The sequence below is a fragment of the Sodalis endosymbiont of Henestaris halophilus genome (assembly GCF_900161835.1).
Taxonomy (GTDB): domain Bacteria; phylum Pseudomonadota; class Gammaproteobacteria; order Enterobacterales; family Enterobacteriaceae.
Map to the genome: position 1 here is coordinate 1,422,024 of NZ_LT897836.1, position 18,303 is coordinate 1,440,326.

At 32.3% G+C, this 18,303-nt stretch carries 3 protein-coding genes; all 3 read left to right on the plus strand.

What is annotated here, in order from left to right; all coding sequences use genetic code 11:
* Window positions 1–5,102: 5,102 nt before the first annotated feature.
* The 3 genes from HBA_RS03020 to pssA all read left to right on the plus strand — a co-directional run bounded on the left by HBA_RS03020 (window position 5,103) and on the right by pssA (window position 17,455).
* Window positions 5,103–5,432: a DMT family transporter gene (locus HBA_RS03020; RefSeq protein ID WP_097032630.1), complete on the plus strand. Its 330-nt coding sequence runs from the start codon at window positions 5,103–5,105 to the stop codon at window positions 5,430–5,432.
* Between the two features lie 42 nt (window positions 5,433–5,474).
* Window positions 5,475–6,029: a spermidine N1-acetyltransferase gene (speG, locus tag HBA_RS03025; protein WP_097032531.1), complete on the plus strand. Its 555-nt coding sequence runs from the start codon at window positions 5,475–5,477 to the stop codon at window positions 6,027–6,029.
* A 10,064-nt stretch (window positions 6,030–16,093) separates the two neighbouring features.
* Window positions 16,094–17,455, plus strand: coding sequence for a CDP-diacylglycerol--serine O-phosphatidyltransferase (gene pssA, locus HBA_RS03035; RefSeq protein WP_457920942.1), 1,362 nt, complete (start codon window positions 16,094–16,096; stop codon window positions 17,453–17,455).
* Window positions 17,456–18,303: the final 848 nt, after the last annotated feature.

Genomic DNA, 18,303 nt, shown 5'->3' on the forward strand with positions numbered 1-18,303 from the left:
AATAATAAAAACTGGAGTGCATCATTTTATGCTAAAGTTTAACTAAAATTTATTCATTTAAAGTATACCCGTCGATTATCAAAGATAAATAACTAGATAGAAATAAATATAAAATGCCATTTTATTTTAAAAAATATAGAAGTCAGTCTAATCTTATTCCTTTCTTTATTTAAAAAAACAATCACATTACCTGACTGCAGTCAGTCAATTTAATAGTGTTCTATGATAAATTTTATTAAATGCTACATATCATGTATACTACCAATATGCTGTTTGATTTACAAATTACTAAATTTAAGTGATACTTAAATCATTCGCTTATTAAGCAATATTTAACTCATAAATTACATTTCGTTATGAAGAAATGATTACTTTTATTGACACATAATTTTGCAAATTCCTTGAAGTAATTTTGATTGCGTTAATTCTATTTGTAAAAAGCTCAGCTTGTTAACTTTTCAGTTATTACTTGTTTTCTTTTTTTTGCTACCACCTTCGTTCGAAGAACAATTCATCCTTTTGTAAGGAGTAAGCAACTTATGGAATAAAGCATAAAATAATTTTTCATGACAAAGAATAAATATTCTAGATGCAGCAATTTTGCTGTTTACACAAAAATATTCTTATGATGTTATTTAATACTTCCATGCGCTAAAAGCTCTGTTTATTTTTGTAATAACAAAATAAATTATTATTTATGCATAAATAATTAGTTGCCGAATGAATTCTTTATCTTTTCGTACCGATCGACTTTCTTTACTTATTTTTATGCTTTTAACAATGACCATGCGATATGATACTGCTTTATATTGGAAAAATGCCAACTATTATATAGTTGTATAATGTAATATTTACGTACTGGAAAAGATAGCTGTGCTTATACGCTCAGTCCGCCTACGTCGCACTAATTTTCACTTTAACGTTAGCAAAATAAGTTTGCTACTACTCAAAACATAACATAACGTATACATCTACCGTCGTGTCATAATAACCGGTAGCAACTTAACTGGTAGTTTGGCACATCTGGTTTATGTAAAGACTTCCGTACATATTAATCTCTAAAATATATTGATTTAGCTCACTTATCAGATTTATATAAACTTTATTTTAATTATTACTCAGCTCAGCAATCACTGCTTTCTATCGTCTACAACAAATAATATGCTATTCCTTAATATAAGGTAGAGCAGGTCAAAACCACGATCCTCTATATTTTCCATAATATTTAGCAAGATACTGTCGCTTGTTACGACCAGAAAATCCTGGAACATTTTATAAGATTGATAAATGCGTTGAAATAGATACGGATTTTACATTAACCTTATTCGTAGCTATCGGTGAATATGGTAGAGACAGACCGCAAACAGAGATAGATATATGTTGTGAACAGTTGATTTTTATCTTACTAGATTTCATATAAAGTAGATAGAAATGCTGTTGCATAGGCGCTGGGGTATGCATTGCAACGCCAAATCTTTTATGACAACAATTATAAAATAACGTGTAGACCTATTATAAATAACGGCTATGACATGATGGAACTACACTGATATCTTCGCACAAAACAACAATACTCGTGTGTCTCATAATCTTAAATGAACTAATGCTCTAGAAGCGATTGCAGATACACTTTACTGTAACTTTTTAATAACCTGTGTAGTAAATCTATAGAAGTTTTAGCGGCGCTAAAACCAATAAGAAAATCTTTAACCATTTGTGCATAAAATACTAAAGCTAATAAAATAAAGAAGTAACAACATTACTTTACCATCAGCATAGGTAATCACAAACACTACGTCGATCCAATCCGCTGACAGATAGACGTCATTAGAGTCAAACTAAAAGCCAATTTCTTCTTATTGCAGCAATAGCGCAGATAATTAACAATAACGTAAATCTAATTTAAAGTTATCGAATTATCTATTAGAACAACCATTTAGCATAAATTTCGAATTAAAATAAGCTACAAAAGACGCAGTATTCGCAGATAGCAACCAATTGCAAGTCGATAAGGGAACATAAAGACAGGTAAAACGCATGAGAGTTGAAATAATTAGCCTCAAACCAGCAGAATATCAAAAATCTTATTAAATTGATAAACCTCATTCGCATCTACAATCCAGAAATTTAATTAAATACGCAACTAATTACAGGCACGCGTACTAAATACAAAAGGGTATTGGTAAATCCTGATTATGTATCTAGCAACGAGAAAAAACATAACACCTCATACCCAAATTGATGAAACCAGCTCTATAACTGTCAGAAGCTTAGTAATTACACCTACCACAAAGCATCTAACAACGGCGATAAATCGTCTATCTAAGCACTTTATTTAGTCCCTGGTGCATACAATAGCCGCTAGAAAGCTTTTCTTTTTATATTATGACACAAGAGATGTCTGCTGTCGCACAGCTGCAGCTTAGCGACCTTATACAAGGATTATAAACTAAATCTACGTCGTAACCTGACGTAGCCGGTAACAACACAAATCGGAAGCTTGAAAATATGACAGCAGGTAATGTTGATAGCGCTGCATTTATTAAACTATGAAACTTGTCTTGCCACTGTACTTCTCTGGTTATAGTAACCTACTAACAATACACAGAAGCTTATAGCGCCTATTGCTTACATAAATAAATTGACCGCTACCGTCCATCTGTTAGATTAGGTAAAAAGCTTTGGCTAGTGAGTTTTAAATCGTACTTGAAGCCAAAAATTCGCTGCAGTATTTATTAGACCAACATTTCATCGCACTTATAGCCACACGTCTTATCTGCAGCCAATAACATTTCCTCAGAAAATAAAACTTCTTAACCGGTCGTCGATAGCAGCGATATTTAGTTCAAGCATTTAGCACAATTAACTAGTCAAATTAACATATGCACCAGCAAAGTTGCAAATCAGCTAGTAGCAAATGTACATCAACGAAACTTCATCTCTAGAGATGAAAATCACGATATCATCCGCCGCAAAATTCTATTAATATTTATATTTTAGTCTAAAAAGCCAAAATAGACCATTTAATTATTATGATTTCACACAGTCATAAAATTATTATGATTCATCTATTAAGATGGATTTACGACATTATTCACTCATTAATTATTGAAGAAAAGATCTTTAATTTATCATTATAAAGATAGATACGCATTAGACTCTAATGCCCAGTATAATCCTGAAGATTTCTCGCCGCCTATGTTGCAATAACGCATATTATAATGAATAATATTATACCACTGGAGACAAACAGTGGGGTCATCATACGATGATATATTTCTAAGCAAAAAGACCTTACATGTCGAATCATAGCTCAATGCGATGCCAGAAAAAACTAATCGTTATTAAAAGTCTGTCGGCAATATAGCCGATAAATTAATACGAGTACCATGCACTTTTTATTAAGCAAACAGCTTGGCGAACAATGACAGAAAAATAATGATATCCCGCTTGTTTTGTCTCAAAACAGGCAAAATAATACAGTAAACACAAAATGAATAGCACAAAATTAGCTAAACTATTTTCCCACAACCACACCCAAAATAGCCATTTCTACGACACAATAAATAAAAAACCGTCAGCAACAATAACAAAGAATCATAACATCAATCTTATGGCCAAATAGATGAAACTCAATCACTATTACTCTGGACGCTAAAAAATTTCGGATAAGCTGATGGATAAACTGCATTTCGAACGCCGTATGATGGCACGTTATAAATTTACAAGATAAACATCCTAAAATAGATCAGCTTCAAAGGCAGATCTATGATCGTAAGACAAACAAGCCTATTTCACGTTAAAACAATAGAAACAATAGTAAAGTCAATGTAAAAGTAGTGCAATAAAACTTATTGCCGGACAAAAAATGTTTGCCTAGTTTAGCGCTACATAAAATTGATTGTTAATCACAGTTATTAGCAAAACATGGCAGAGATAAGTTGTTGCACTGAATCGCTTTTGTGTGCTAACGTAATATTCTGCGTTGTCATATTCATAATCGGTAATCTTTAATGAAGAGGGTTGTATGTTTCTTTTTTATCCTGACCATAATTATCTAAAAAATGCATAATACTCATTACCCATAATAATTTATGATTTCTTTTTTGCTCAAAATTATCATTTTAAGCACAGCAATAAAATAGGCTTGTTCTGAGGACCCCGCGAATTAGGAACTACATCTTCAGTAGAGGGAAACTAGCAGAGATATCTAGAATAACAAAAACACAAAACTCAGCTTACGTTTTTTGAAGCGCGATACGCCTTGCCTCGCTTCATAAATGAGGCGATTTATGAAGCGTGTTTTAATGTTGCCAATAAATTTTAACTAGCGCCATCGATGTGTTAGTGATTTCTAATCAAGTTATATATTTTCACCACCGTAAAGGCGGTGAGTCTAAAAACGCGCTCCCTAAAAGTGTTTGAGAAACGTGTTATAAACCATTTAATAACTTTTTACATAATTATATTCAGGAAAACGTTAGTTACCATTGACCAAAATTTTACCAGATTTATTGACTAGCGGATCCGTATATGCTTATAACCATAAGTGACGAATCTAGAGGGTAAGCTATCCCTACATAGCGATATTGATGATCCACCGTTTTACAATAGGCTATCCTATTAATGTAAGGATAGGTGTTGTATAAACCCCACCATCTCTATGGTTGCATTTTACAATAAACATTGCTAATAGATTAACTAGGGTGGCAACCTTGGGCGATAAAACTAAGTACTAATAAAAGACTCTACGGTTCTAACATGTTTTATAGAGATTTAGCAATACAGAAAACAATAAATGGTAGTGATGATAATCATAAGTAAAAATATAGGTAACTGACTATTACTTGGGTGACAATTATTTGTTAATAAATAATATTAAAGTATTATTTTTTGCCTAGCATTAACAAATATTACTATATTAACTTCTCAGGTCAATACATTAAAAAATGGTTTGCTTCCTAATACTTTAGCTATGATAAGTTTTCTTTAGATCAATATCAACTATTATTTAGCTTGCGAAATAGGTCACTGCTCAAGTATTTTTTCAAGCAAAAAAAGTGTTAACATTAATAATTATTTATTTTATTTATAATCATAATATGGCTTATCTCTATTTATTTTTTGCTATCATTGCAGAAGTTATTGCTACTTCATCTATCAAAGCTTCAGCTGGTTTTAGTAAACTAGTGCCTTCTATCGTAGTAATAATAGGCTATACCATTTCGTTTATGCTGTTATCGCTGGTGCTTAAAACTATACCTGTTGGTATCGCTTATGCGAGCTGGTCTGGTCTAGGCATTGTTTTTGTTGCCATCGTAGGCTATCTCTTATATGGGCAAAAATTAGATGTAGTGGCAATATGTGGTATAATCATGATTATTGGAGGCGTTTTAATCATGAATATATTCTCCAAAACTGCCTATCATTAACCTGTCTCATTATGTTTCACACAAAAAGTGGAGAGTACGTTAATGAAAAAAAATAACCAAATTTCAGCAGATCATCATATTAAGCTACGACCATTAGAACGTGAAGATCTACACTTTATTCATCAGCTTAATAATAATGAAATAATGATGCGCTATTGGTTTGAAGAACCATACGAAGCTTATATGGAATTAAAAGATCTTTATAAAAAAAATATTCACAATATCAGCGAAAGGCGGTTTATTGTTGACAAACAGGGCATCAGCATTGGTCTGGTAGAATTAGTAGACATCGATTATATTCACCGTCGCTCCGAATTTTCTATTCTAATAGTACCAGAGCATCAAGGCAAAGGCTATGCTAGTATAGCAACTCATTTAGCGATAAATTTTGGCTTTATGGTGCTTAATCTGCATAAGCTATACTTAATCGTTGATGAAAATAACACCAAAGCTATACACATTTATACTAAATTAGGTTTTAAGCAGGAAGGGATTTTACTAAAAGAATTTTTCATTAACGGCCAATACCACAATACGCTGAGAATGTGCTTATTCCAGCACGAATATCAAGACTACCGCGTGAAAGTACTTGAATGAAAACGCTAAATAACTTACAGTCGCAATTTAATTAACTAATAAAACTTCACTGAATATTGAAGTAAAAATATATAATTCTGATCAAGAAGAGTGCAAATAATTATAAACAAGGGATAAATATTCTAAAGGCGATCATAATATCTCTGCATACGCCAATATACTTGTTAGTAATAACTGATACTTAATTAAAATTGGTCAGACTCATATATCTTAGATCGTCATACTATAATGTATTGAGTAAGTAAATACTACAAATTAATGTGATGTTAATGTAAGTAATTTAACTCTTAATACAGTAAGGTGATAACATTAATATGTTGTATAAATTTAAAATAAATATGTTAGTTATAACACGATTGCTTATTTTATTTATTAATTAATTTAGCCAGAAACAATATATGTCCCATACCGTACATGTAATAATAAACAATTATTATTTTAATGAATTTACTAAAATTAATCACTCTTATTTCGATAAGATACGCTACTTTCTTTTTACACACCACAGATCTTTTGTCTTAAATATTATAATCGTAACTATTATTAATATCAAATTACTTTTGCACATCATACCTTATAAAAATAAAATCACCATTTAAGTACATAACCTCATACTTTAAATAAATATTAGCATTTAGCTGCTACCACAGCCGACATGATCGCTACAATAAACTTATACCTTTTGATTATGCAATTCATAAAATGTTGCTTAATATTAGCGTGCTTTTGCTCATACAGAGAAGATATACGTTTATGGTAAAATACTTCGGTCACTACATTCACTTTATATAAAGTAACTACAAAAAATAAATATTCATCTTTTACAAAAAGTCAAAATTTTAACAAAATATAGTTTCCCTGTAGAGCAAATAACTTAATATTATTAAGTTATTAATATAAACACTCATAGAAGAGAAATCACGCTATATTCCTATCTGACTAAACAAAATCTCTACAAGAGGTATCAAGATGTTTCTAATTTTTGTTTTTATGTAATGTATTATTATAAAATAAATTATCTATTAAAAACAGGACAGAATTTCCTTGTAGAAAAACACGGAATTTACGATCATTTTCCAACCGATTTGTGAAGAACATAACGACATTTGATGCAAAAGAAATAATAGAAAAATCATAGACTACTTATCTTGCTTTTCACTCGTAGATAACCATTATTACCCGTTGTGGGTAATAATCCTAAGGTAAGGCCAAGCCATAACCGTAACATTAAAATTATATAGACTTAGCAATATCTTCCCGTGCATTTACTAAATAAATGCAACCTAACTCACTCTTTTAGTTAGCTAGAACAATGCTTCTGGCTACAATACTGTCAAAGGTGGTAAAGAAAATAAAACTACTTTACAGTATAATATAATCACATTATACTTCATCACATTATTTTATAAATACATAAGTACTGAAATAGAAGTATTCATCTGGAATAAAACTCTTATAGAGTTAGCTTATTGTATCACGTAACGGAAATTACTTTATAAAATAATTAATTTATTTTAACAATAATTAAATATAATTATTACAAGATTTAATCTATCACGTCTATTCATATATGTTTACATTATACTTATTAGAAAGTCAAGGCATATTACATAATATATCATGTTATACATTGCAACGAACTCTTATTCTATTCTCATCATTCATCAGGAAAACTAAGTGCGATCACTTTTCCTAAAGAATCTGATGAAAGCCAATTAAATTATAAATAAGCAAGATAACTAAACAGAGATGAATTGCACTATCTTTTAGTATACCAAATAAATACATCAATGAATAGGTGATGAATAGCATTTCATATTGTCACTCATGATCAACAACTCAAGACCAATTTGAGTATAACTATAATAAAAGCATCAATATTTTCGTATATCGGTCAGGAACGGGCTATATGTCAATCTATGTCAAGATTGAAGATCTTATTAAAATTATAAAAGCTATTTCAGCGAAGCAATGTTTGACGGCAATGTGATACCGTTCATGCTGGTGGCCTTGTATTATTTGGTCTAATTTGTGCTGTAATTAGTATATCTTAGCTGTAGCTGCTGGATAAGGAAGGCTAGCTTACGCAGCCAATATGCAATAAATTTAGCAATAACAACTTGTCAGAACATATCTCTTTTGATACTTTCCTCTTCATTTACTAAAGTCGATAGTAATGAATTTCACCTTAGTCAAGAAAAAATCTTGGCGCCGTTCTAAAAAACTGTACGTAAAATACCAAATAATTATTAATGCTTGGTTTTAGCGTGCAACAAATGATCTCTTCCTGCCAAATTCATTTGTCGATCTCTTATTAAACTGTGCAAAAAATTACCGTAACCTAATATTTACATTAAGATTCTAAACAATAAGCTTCGTAGCTTGTTTACGGAACAAGATCTAATTCCATACTTACTTGTAGTGTCATAATGAAAGTAAGGCAATATAAACCTATCAGGTTTATTGAATTCACCGAATTCACGTTGTCTATGAATGCCAATGTTTACTACATTTTAAACAGTACATGTAGCAATGAATATACATATCACTATTACAAGTAATTGAAATTAAGAAAAACATATGATCTCGTAAGTTATTTGACGTGCTTGCAACACCTTAAAACTGCTTAAACTCATCATGAAATAGTTGACTCGTCCTAAGAAATATTTATCACGGAATAAGAACGTGATCATGATAGTCGACCTAGGTTTATTTTTCTAAGAGGAGCGATCACTGAAGCGCGATTGATTCCTTAAAGGGGTAATAAAAGTGTAAGTTAGACCGACTAATACATACACTTGCGCAAGTTAACTCAAAGTAGGTCGTGAGTTGACTATACATACCGCTATCTTGTAAACCCTTATTTGCCAACTGACTACATGCCTCACAAAATTACAAGCATAAGTGATATAATTGCTCCATGTATGGGATAAATACAAACCATATTATTGCCTTTTAAGAATAATTCCTAAAGCAGAATTTTTCTATTTAGTCTCAAATGACCTCCTAAATAGGGAACAAAATAAGAAGTCTATTACAAAAACATGTAACTTTACTAAAAGTACCATAAAACTGCTATTGCAAACAACCTATAAAATAACCTGGGAAGAACTAAGTAAACTAAAAGAGAAAATCAAAGCTAAGTTGTACGATTATCGCGTAACTAAATAAATAATAACATCAGATAACACCAATACACGCATGATAGTGCTAATTATAGCAGGCCATATGCCACGGATTGATACATGAAAACTTTGTTGTAGAAAAATTCTAATAAATTTATACATTACTTCTGCATTGGGGTAATCATAAGAGATGTTCGCATAGTTAGTAACTAATCTAAAAGCATCATCGCTTACGTTAATATAAAATTTATTACCGTTAACTAAAGATAACCTGGAATAAATCAGCTAAATAGCTAGAGAAGATTTATCTTTATTTTTCATGAAAATGTAGTTTTCCTATAACATTAATAAATAATTTAAATTTTAGTGTAGATCACATTTACATCTAATGTATTTTAGATATAAATGCCCAAATGTAGTGTCAGAACTTATGTAACATATAACATCATCAAAAATAAAGACGAATTAAAATTATTACTATTTATACTGAAACAAACTTGTATTTCACACCAAAAACCATAACGTGAACATTAAATATCAAAAACATGGATAATAAATTTTATAACTGCTATAGACAGCAATCAAATACTTAATCATGTAAGAACTATTAATTATTAGCAAGTACCTAAGTCCATAGTATAGTTCACTCATAAACACAAAGGCCTAACTCTTAGGCATAATTATAGTATTTATCTATCAGTATAAATACTGGATTAATAATGCGGTAATTACCGCATTAATATGATTTCCGAATAATTCGTAGAATGTAGCACCTTCTTCACCAGCAAATTGAAGAATTTACCATCAATATACACATCTCTCTTAAGATGTGTGAGCATTAAAACTAATGCTTCCATATTATTTTATTTAACTATCTACGATGATTAAACCACAAAACTATATACTCGTCATTAGACCATCATTAGCGCTATAGCTGGCACTTTAGTACCAAATTGTGTTTAATATACGATATAAAATAGATTTAAAATATTAAATTTAATTTACTATACTGCTCACAGCTACTCGGGAAGAATATTTCCTTACAAGTAAGAAAATCAGTGACAAAATTTAAGCAAAATATAAGCGATATGAGACGTAAAGTTATTATATTAATTCGGTATTTTGCGCTGATACTGAATTTTAATACACTTAATAAAACCTATTCAACATAATACAAAATACGTCTGTTACTGTAGCAAAACTGATGCAAAAGCACTAAAAGTTACGGTGCAGATATAGATATAAACAGTATGTTTATATATTAACTAAAACTGTTTAGCTATATACGACCAGAAAATCACCTTAATTTAAACGAGCATTGACTATTCACCAATATTTTAGTGATTATTTATAACTAATAAATATTGGCAAATAAACATACTATCATTAACAAATAGTAGTATGGCAAAATGCAATTGTTGTTCTGCCTAAACATGGCAGACATTATTGTAACTTTACTACACAATTACCTGTGCACTAGAGATAACATCGCTATTCATACAGAATATCTGTGCTATCATTTTTCTTGATAAAATCCCAGACGATACAATTAATCCTAAAATTAGGCTAATACTTCTAATGAACTAAGTCAATAAATCACAAGTTCACATATAACGTGTGCGCCAACTGCGTTATCACTTATCAAACTATAAACTAAAAAAGTAAATGATAAAAAGTATGTCCATACCAAGGCGTAATGATAAATTTTGCCGTATGGATCATTAAATCGTCAAAAAAACCAAAGGTTATTTGATCGATACAAAGATAGTAGCAAATAAAACATTCTCACGTTAAATTAATTACGCAATCTCGTTATTAGCTAATCTCTTTGATAAGACTAGATTAGTATCTTTACTAAGATCTACTACAATATCATAAACTAACACGTTAAGACATTAAAAATTGCAACTAGCAAACACTAAAACTAAGGTTATAACAAGGTCAAATTATAGCATAATCATAGAAGCATGCTTATAGTCGATAACAAAAATAAGCCGCGGTTAAGCTAATATCAGTCAAACTGATCATAGATCGACTAATTGCTGATATTAATTGCACAAAACGCGTGTATAGAACAAGGAGAAATGCAAAATGGGGTTTTAGGTAGTTAATGTAGAATGTAAATAGGCACAGGCATAAAAACCTTAGTTTACTCTTTAGTTAACAGATTGTTTTAAAAAACTTTCTACACATTATTCAAGCTTAAATCTTCGATCAAGCATTAATGCTTGTCATTAATATTATCACAGATCTGGCCGTTGCCAACAATTATGTTGCCTACAATCCCGGTTAGATCGATACTACTAACCGGCCAAACTTGACAATTTATTCGTGATATCCTCCTTAGGCGTGTTAATTAATGTCTAGTAGCGGTCTTTAATTGCTGATCATGCTATCAAGAACCGTTTTTGACCGACTTTTATTTTCTAGAGCGCGGATTATAGTACTGCTAAACGATCCCTGAAAGCGCTCCAAAGGTGGCAAGATCTTTATGAGGAGTTTGCCGTTATTCTCCTAGATGCTATTTATTTTTAGCATCAATAATATAATTAGCTGTCGTTGACATTCGGCATGAATATGCTCGTTCTAGAGATGTAGAGGAGTTTTATATCATTGACAAAATGCTAATTTTATCTACATGGGGGAAGCATTTAATATCCTGAAATTTTGTCACATAACTAACTATTTTACGGATAGAGACTTGGGGCACTGGAGTCCGCCATAACGGCTTAAAAGCAAGATCTAGAACGAAGTCGGTTTTCAAAGGAAAAAAGCGATTTTTTTATCGTACCTACATATATTTAACATATTGAAAAAGAAGCGATAATTACAGTAAATTATTGAATACAAGATAAACCTTCCTATTATCATTGGTTATGCGTTGGTTTAGGCGTTAATCCTTTGACTTGAACGCAGTAAAACTCAGTTTTATGACCGTTAAAGGTCATATATTATAGGTCGATAAGAGTCAGTTTGTAACTACTACAACATTTTAAGTAGAGGCGTTGTGTTGTGAATAGCCGCACGAACGGTCACGACACATAAAAGTGTGTGATTTCTATATTCATTAAAGCACTTTACGCCAAACACATAACTAACAAGGATAAGTACCCTACCTGATTAAAAGAACCTGGGAAAGTATCTATCTGACAGACAAATTCGTCACTATGCTAATCTCATTAGCAAAAATAATTGTATTAAACGGGAAAAATTAGATAATAATCATTGAGCTTTAAACCTTAATATAGTTTTAGGTATCTGCACGTTAATTAATCTTATGTTTTAATAATAGTTTTATTGATGTTTGGCTTAACGCCAACTATAGTTGGGATGCAACAAGTGCTATTTGTAAATTTTTGCTAACTGCAGCTTTGGTCGGTACGCTGATATATAGTGTGTGGTATATTCACGCTTACTTATGTTGTAATTAAACGTACTAAAAAAAATCAATACATTGCCTTTACAAGGCAATAAAACACCATGAATTTGACATTCTTGTAAATCAATAAAACTTACATTAAACTATGTGTCTATACAAATAAATATATTGTTTATTATGCATCATGTCACTAATAAGGTGATTAAGATGAAAAACTAGTTTAATTAGATAAAATCTATATTAACGGCATAAATCAATAAAACATTCATTTATTTTTCAGTAAGTTTTGTTTATTTATATGTGAAGTAAATAAATACCCAGTTGTGTACTGAAAGACTAAGTAATTAAAATCTTGTTTATGGCATTGGTAATGCTGGAATATAAGGCCAGCCCATATAGTGTTCGGTAGACAACAATAAACTCAACGCTGAACTACCCCAAACTTTATGATGTCATTCGCATTACGAATGAGTTTAAAAATGCAGCGCATTGAACGTAATAGAGAGCAGCAATGACTGCCGTTGTTTAGCTCATCAAATGTTTCTAGATATTTTTTGCCATATAGCATAATTACCTACTTTATAAAACGATGTCGCATGAAATGCGAACACAGCGATTAGAAATCGCTTAAACCATAAGTTTTTAAATATGCAGGATACTCTTATCTTGTAAAATATGTGCTACAAAGCGTATTGTACTGCTTACTACAGCAAAATCACTGGTAAGCCGTGTTTTTTTGCTTTGATTATCCCAGCAACCAAATCCTGTGGCTGCCAGATACATTCAAGCTGAGTGATTGATCAGTGATTATTAATAGTTAATTCTACATTCATCTATAACATAGCACCGCTTGCAATAGCGCAATTAAAAAATAGCCATATGAGAAGCAGACCGGCTTGGTCTAAAGCAAGATTTACTTAATCCCCCCTATTAAGGAAAATTTCATCCCAAAATGGGCAATAGAATAATTTAAACTACCGTCTAACGACCTTTTCGTTTTCTGTATCTGCACTGAAAGTAGAGCCGATTTATTAAAATACATGCCACGAGTTATGGCTGTAAAACGATAATGCGGACATGAAGCAAAATGCATTATCCATAATACCCCACCGTTCTTAGGTTTACTCATACTGTTTTTTAACGCGGATCACCTCATGACTTAAACTGTTTCTTTGGCCATGCGTAAATCCTGTTTGCAATAATTAACACAATGTTTTTACACACAATAACATGCTCACTACCCGACAGGTAGTTTCTTAACGATCGCCTTAGACAAAATACTTTGATAAGCTACGGTATCTACACTAAGATTTTTAATCTTAGTATACTAGCGCTGAACAGTTTAGGACTGCTAATTACTTAGCAATAATTATTAATTTTCAACTGATTATACCCAAACGCAGCAAACTAAGTTTATATCTTAATTAGTAGCGGTTTATAATACCGTGCTTCACTAAGAGCAGCAACGCCACATCTAATCTCTTATTTTCTTGACTCCATTTAGAGAATCGATATTAATGTCAACGACATGCTAAATTTCTAGTGTAAAAGGCGAAACTAGCGTAATAAGCGCTGTATCTAAAACATCTCTTTTCGACGCCTTCAGTGCTGCACGTAATCAACTATAATTTTAGACATTAAAAGCAAACGCACTATCCAAATGCAATGATTGCGTACTTACTTAGTAGCTACTTAGCCATTTAATGGTCAGAACGCAACAACAATTAACTATGTTTTTCGGCTATGAAAAATCTTAAATTACATGCAAATCTTAGGTTGCAAGCGCATAATAATTCTCAGTAAAAACACTGCACACACAATACTCGACTTACCATATCCATAACCGTTAGCATTAACAACTTATTAACTCAATTTCGCAATTGATGTGTTTAAGACTTCTATCGCTTTACATTATTGGCAATATTATAGCATTAAGACTTACGACGCAATATTTATAATCCATATTATAAATCACTACTGTACTCATCAGTCAGAGCATAGCAGTAACATAGTATGCTAAAAACTAAGCTCTTCGCCGATTGCTTTATCTTGACTCACTGAAACAGCAATTCATATACTGCATCACAGACAATTTATGTTTTTACAGAAAGAGTCTAATAACCTATTCATACTTTCTCTATATTCTTAACGGCTGTACGCATGAACAGAAATCAGCATTAGTTTATGGAGAAGCTAGCTATATTGATTGGTTGCCTAACCCGTTAATGTGGCACATATTCATCAAAAATGACCGACTAAGTGCTGAAAATGTATGACTCGATTAAAACTCTACTATATTAGGCCATTCTTTAAATAAAAAAGCATTAAAATCTTATTTATATAACTCTTTATTGACAGCAAAGAGTTATGAGGCTCAGGAACAGACTAGATCATCCTGGTGATATAAAGATACTTTTTGCCGATATCGCACATGCGCAACAAAGTAAAATAGCAAAAATAAGCGCCGCGATACTGTAACAGACACAACAACACCTAAACAAACATACATTATTTAAATCAAGTTATGCCGATCTAGAGCATGAAATAGAACAAGAATGTAATCTCCCCCTAGCTTATTTATGGGATTAAAAGAAAATGAAAACGACTTGCATTCAAGTGATGATAGTACAGGTTTACCGCCAGCTCAATATAGCACTGACTAAACATATAGGATTGTAGTAATTAAAAAAACGTTTAGCTAACTACTGGTGTAAGCGTTTAACTTTTGATTTTAGTGAATTACTAAAAAATTCACGCATTTTGAACACTACTAATATCCCCATGGCTATCCTGTATTAGAGATATGATGACACTAAATATCGACTTATAATTAAGTGTGTATCTCGACGGCGCGGGAGGTTAAGAGAAAATACCTCCTACCACCTTCTTCAGCTGCAATACCTGCATCGGTCCTAGACCACTCAATAATAAACAATGCTATTTATTCTGTAATTTATAAAATTTTATAAGATAGATGACTCATGAATCCCTATATTAGTTACTAGGGTAATGACTTAGTTCGACCAATTTCTCTAAGTTAGAGATGAATATTGAGTTCATATTATGTAAATAAAATACGATCGATAGAGGATAATAGACTGTAAGCAATAACAAAACATAAGATTATCATCAAAATCACTTGCGTCCGTTATTAATTTTAATAATTTCAATAGATAACCTGCAGTGATAATGCATCACAATTTTAAAAACTAAAGCTCAGATACATGCTATTAAAGAAGATGATTGATTAAACTAGAGCTCACAGTTCATAATTACTGTAGCTAACAGTCATTCTTATGACTCATAACCGTGGAATGAGAATAAGAACATAAAAATTAAGATTCATGGTAAATATTTAATTGTAAGATGTCATCTGCATGCAGGTGCAGATGCTCTAATCGTATATAGATGCAAATGCCAGAAGTAGCTATCAAATATTAAACAAGCAAATTTAAAGAAGCCACCTAATTTACATAAGTAGTGGTACTATGGACAATTAAACGCATATACTTTTTGCATATAGTAATTTTACCTCGATAATATAAAAAAAAGGCAATGTGATCTTGTTAACTTTTAAAAGCAGCAAATACCAACAACATCTTGCACAACTGCCCAAAATCCCTCAAACAATTGAAAATATTAAAACTCTTTACAACCCGAAAGACTTTTATAAAGCGCTGATACAAGCTATCTTTGATGCTAGACAGAAGATTTATTTGGTCGCACTGTATCTAGAAAAAGACCAGGGCGGTCAACAAATTCTTGAGGCCCTATATCAAGCCAAACGAACTACCCCCACACTTGAAATAGTTATTTTGGTTGACTGGCACCGAGCGCAACGTGGACGTATTGGTAGTAATAGCAATTGCGTAGACACAAACGCCGACTGGTACTACCGGATGGCGCAAGCCCATCCCGGTGTGGATGTACCAGTATATGGCGTTCCAGTTAACACGCGCGAAGCTTTGGGTGTTTTGCATTTAAAGGGTTTCGTTTTCGACGATAAGGTAATTTATAGCGGCGCTAGTCTAAACGATGCCTATCTACAGCAGCAGAATAAATATCGCTATGATCGATATCAAACTATTCGTAATAAGGTATTGGCCGAAACGCTGCTAAACTATATTAAACGATATTTGCTTACAGCTCCGGCGGTCAGCCGGTTGGATAACATTAACAGGCTGAAAATCATAGAAATAAAACATGATACCCGCCTGCTTCGCCAGACTCTACGGGAAGCTAACTATTGTTATGAAGGTAAGGCAAATCTCCATGAACTCGCAATAACCCCGCTGGTTGGTTTAGGCAAAAAAAGTCTGCTAAACAAAACTATCCACTATTTATTGTGCTCAGTTCGCGATCACTTAACGTTATGTACTCCTTATTTTAATTTACCAGCAGTTTTAGCCCGTGACTTAATAAGATTGTTGCGCCTGGGAAGAAGGGTGGAAATTATTGTAGGCGATAAAACCGCCAACGATTTCTATATCCCGGAGAATCAACCGTTCAAAATAATCGGCGCCCTGCCATATCTCTACGAAATAAACCTACGACGCTTCCTTAGCCGCCTGCAACGTTATATTGACAAAGGTCAACTAATTGCGCGTCTGTGGAAAGATAAAGATAACAGTTTTCATTTGAAAGGTGTGTGGGTAGACCAAGAATGGCAATTACTGACTGGTAACAACCTTAACCCACGATCCTGGCGGCTCGATCTGGAAAACGCACTGTTAATTCACGATCCCGTACAAGAGTTGCGCAAGCAGCGGGAATGTGAACTCACCCTTATCCGCACTCATACCCAGACAATACAGCAATTCACTGAACTGCAAACTATCGACGACTATCCAATTAAAATACGCAATTTTATTAGACGGTTACGTCGTATCCGTATTGATCGTTTAATTAGTCGTATTATCTAAAGGTAGAGAAGTAGAGCTTTATAATTTGTAACGTCCTAAACTACTAAAAGATTTTAAGTAATACTGATCTAGCGTAAAATCTTCAAGGTACCGGGAGGTACTATTACTTGAGAAAATAAGGAGCCTGCTTCACAACCTTCATGAGTTAAGGCAACCTGTCCATATCGCAAAAATCTAGACCCTAAGATACTGAAAATATAGTAAGTACACCTACTGCTTGACTTACTTATCTAGTTCACGTTAAATTAATCACAAGCTTAACACATTGGTGTGTGATTTTAGCGGCTACACCTGATAAAGGTTATTACATCATCGTGTTAAACCATAACGCAACTTAATTTTTGTTATTTACGCTAACAGCGTTACTCGCTTATCTTACAAAGATAAAACTTAGCAATGAGCTCTATTGCGCACGAGCTTTATCGGCCCTCTCAATGCATATAGCACGGATGTCTATAGCTCACATCAGTATAATTATAAAGTCAAAATATCACCGCAAGATATTAAGATCTAAATGCTCCTTATCATACTGATACAAAACACACAAGATAGTAAGCAATTAATACTAGCATTTTACCTAAATGTTTATGAAACATCATCTATTAAGCCATTGAACGTTTTGCCTTAGTCAGGGCTGATTTAGTTACATATCTAGGTAACTATTTTACCTATTGAATGATGCAAAGCTGTTCGATAAAACTGTCATTATCAGCAGTTATCTCATAAAGAAGAACTCATCCTTTACATTATTCAAGAGCGCTACATTATTTATAATAATGTATTCATGAAAGACATTTTGAAACTAACATTACGCACTAAAATATTAACCACGCAGATTCCAAGCTACC

Coding starts and splice junctions, on each gene's coding strand:
- HBA_RS03020 (WP_097032630.1), top strand. CDS start 5,103: ATGGCTTATCTCTATTTATTTTTTGCTATCATTGCAGAAGTTATTGCT.
- speG (WP_097032531.1), top strand. CDS start 5,475: ATGAAAAAAAATAACCAAATTTCAGCAGATCATCATATTAAGCTACGA.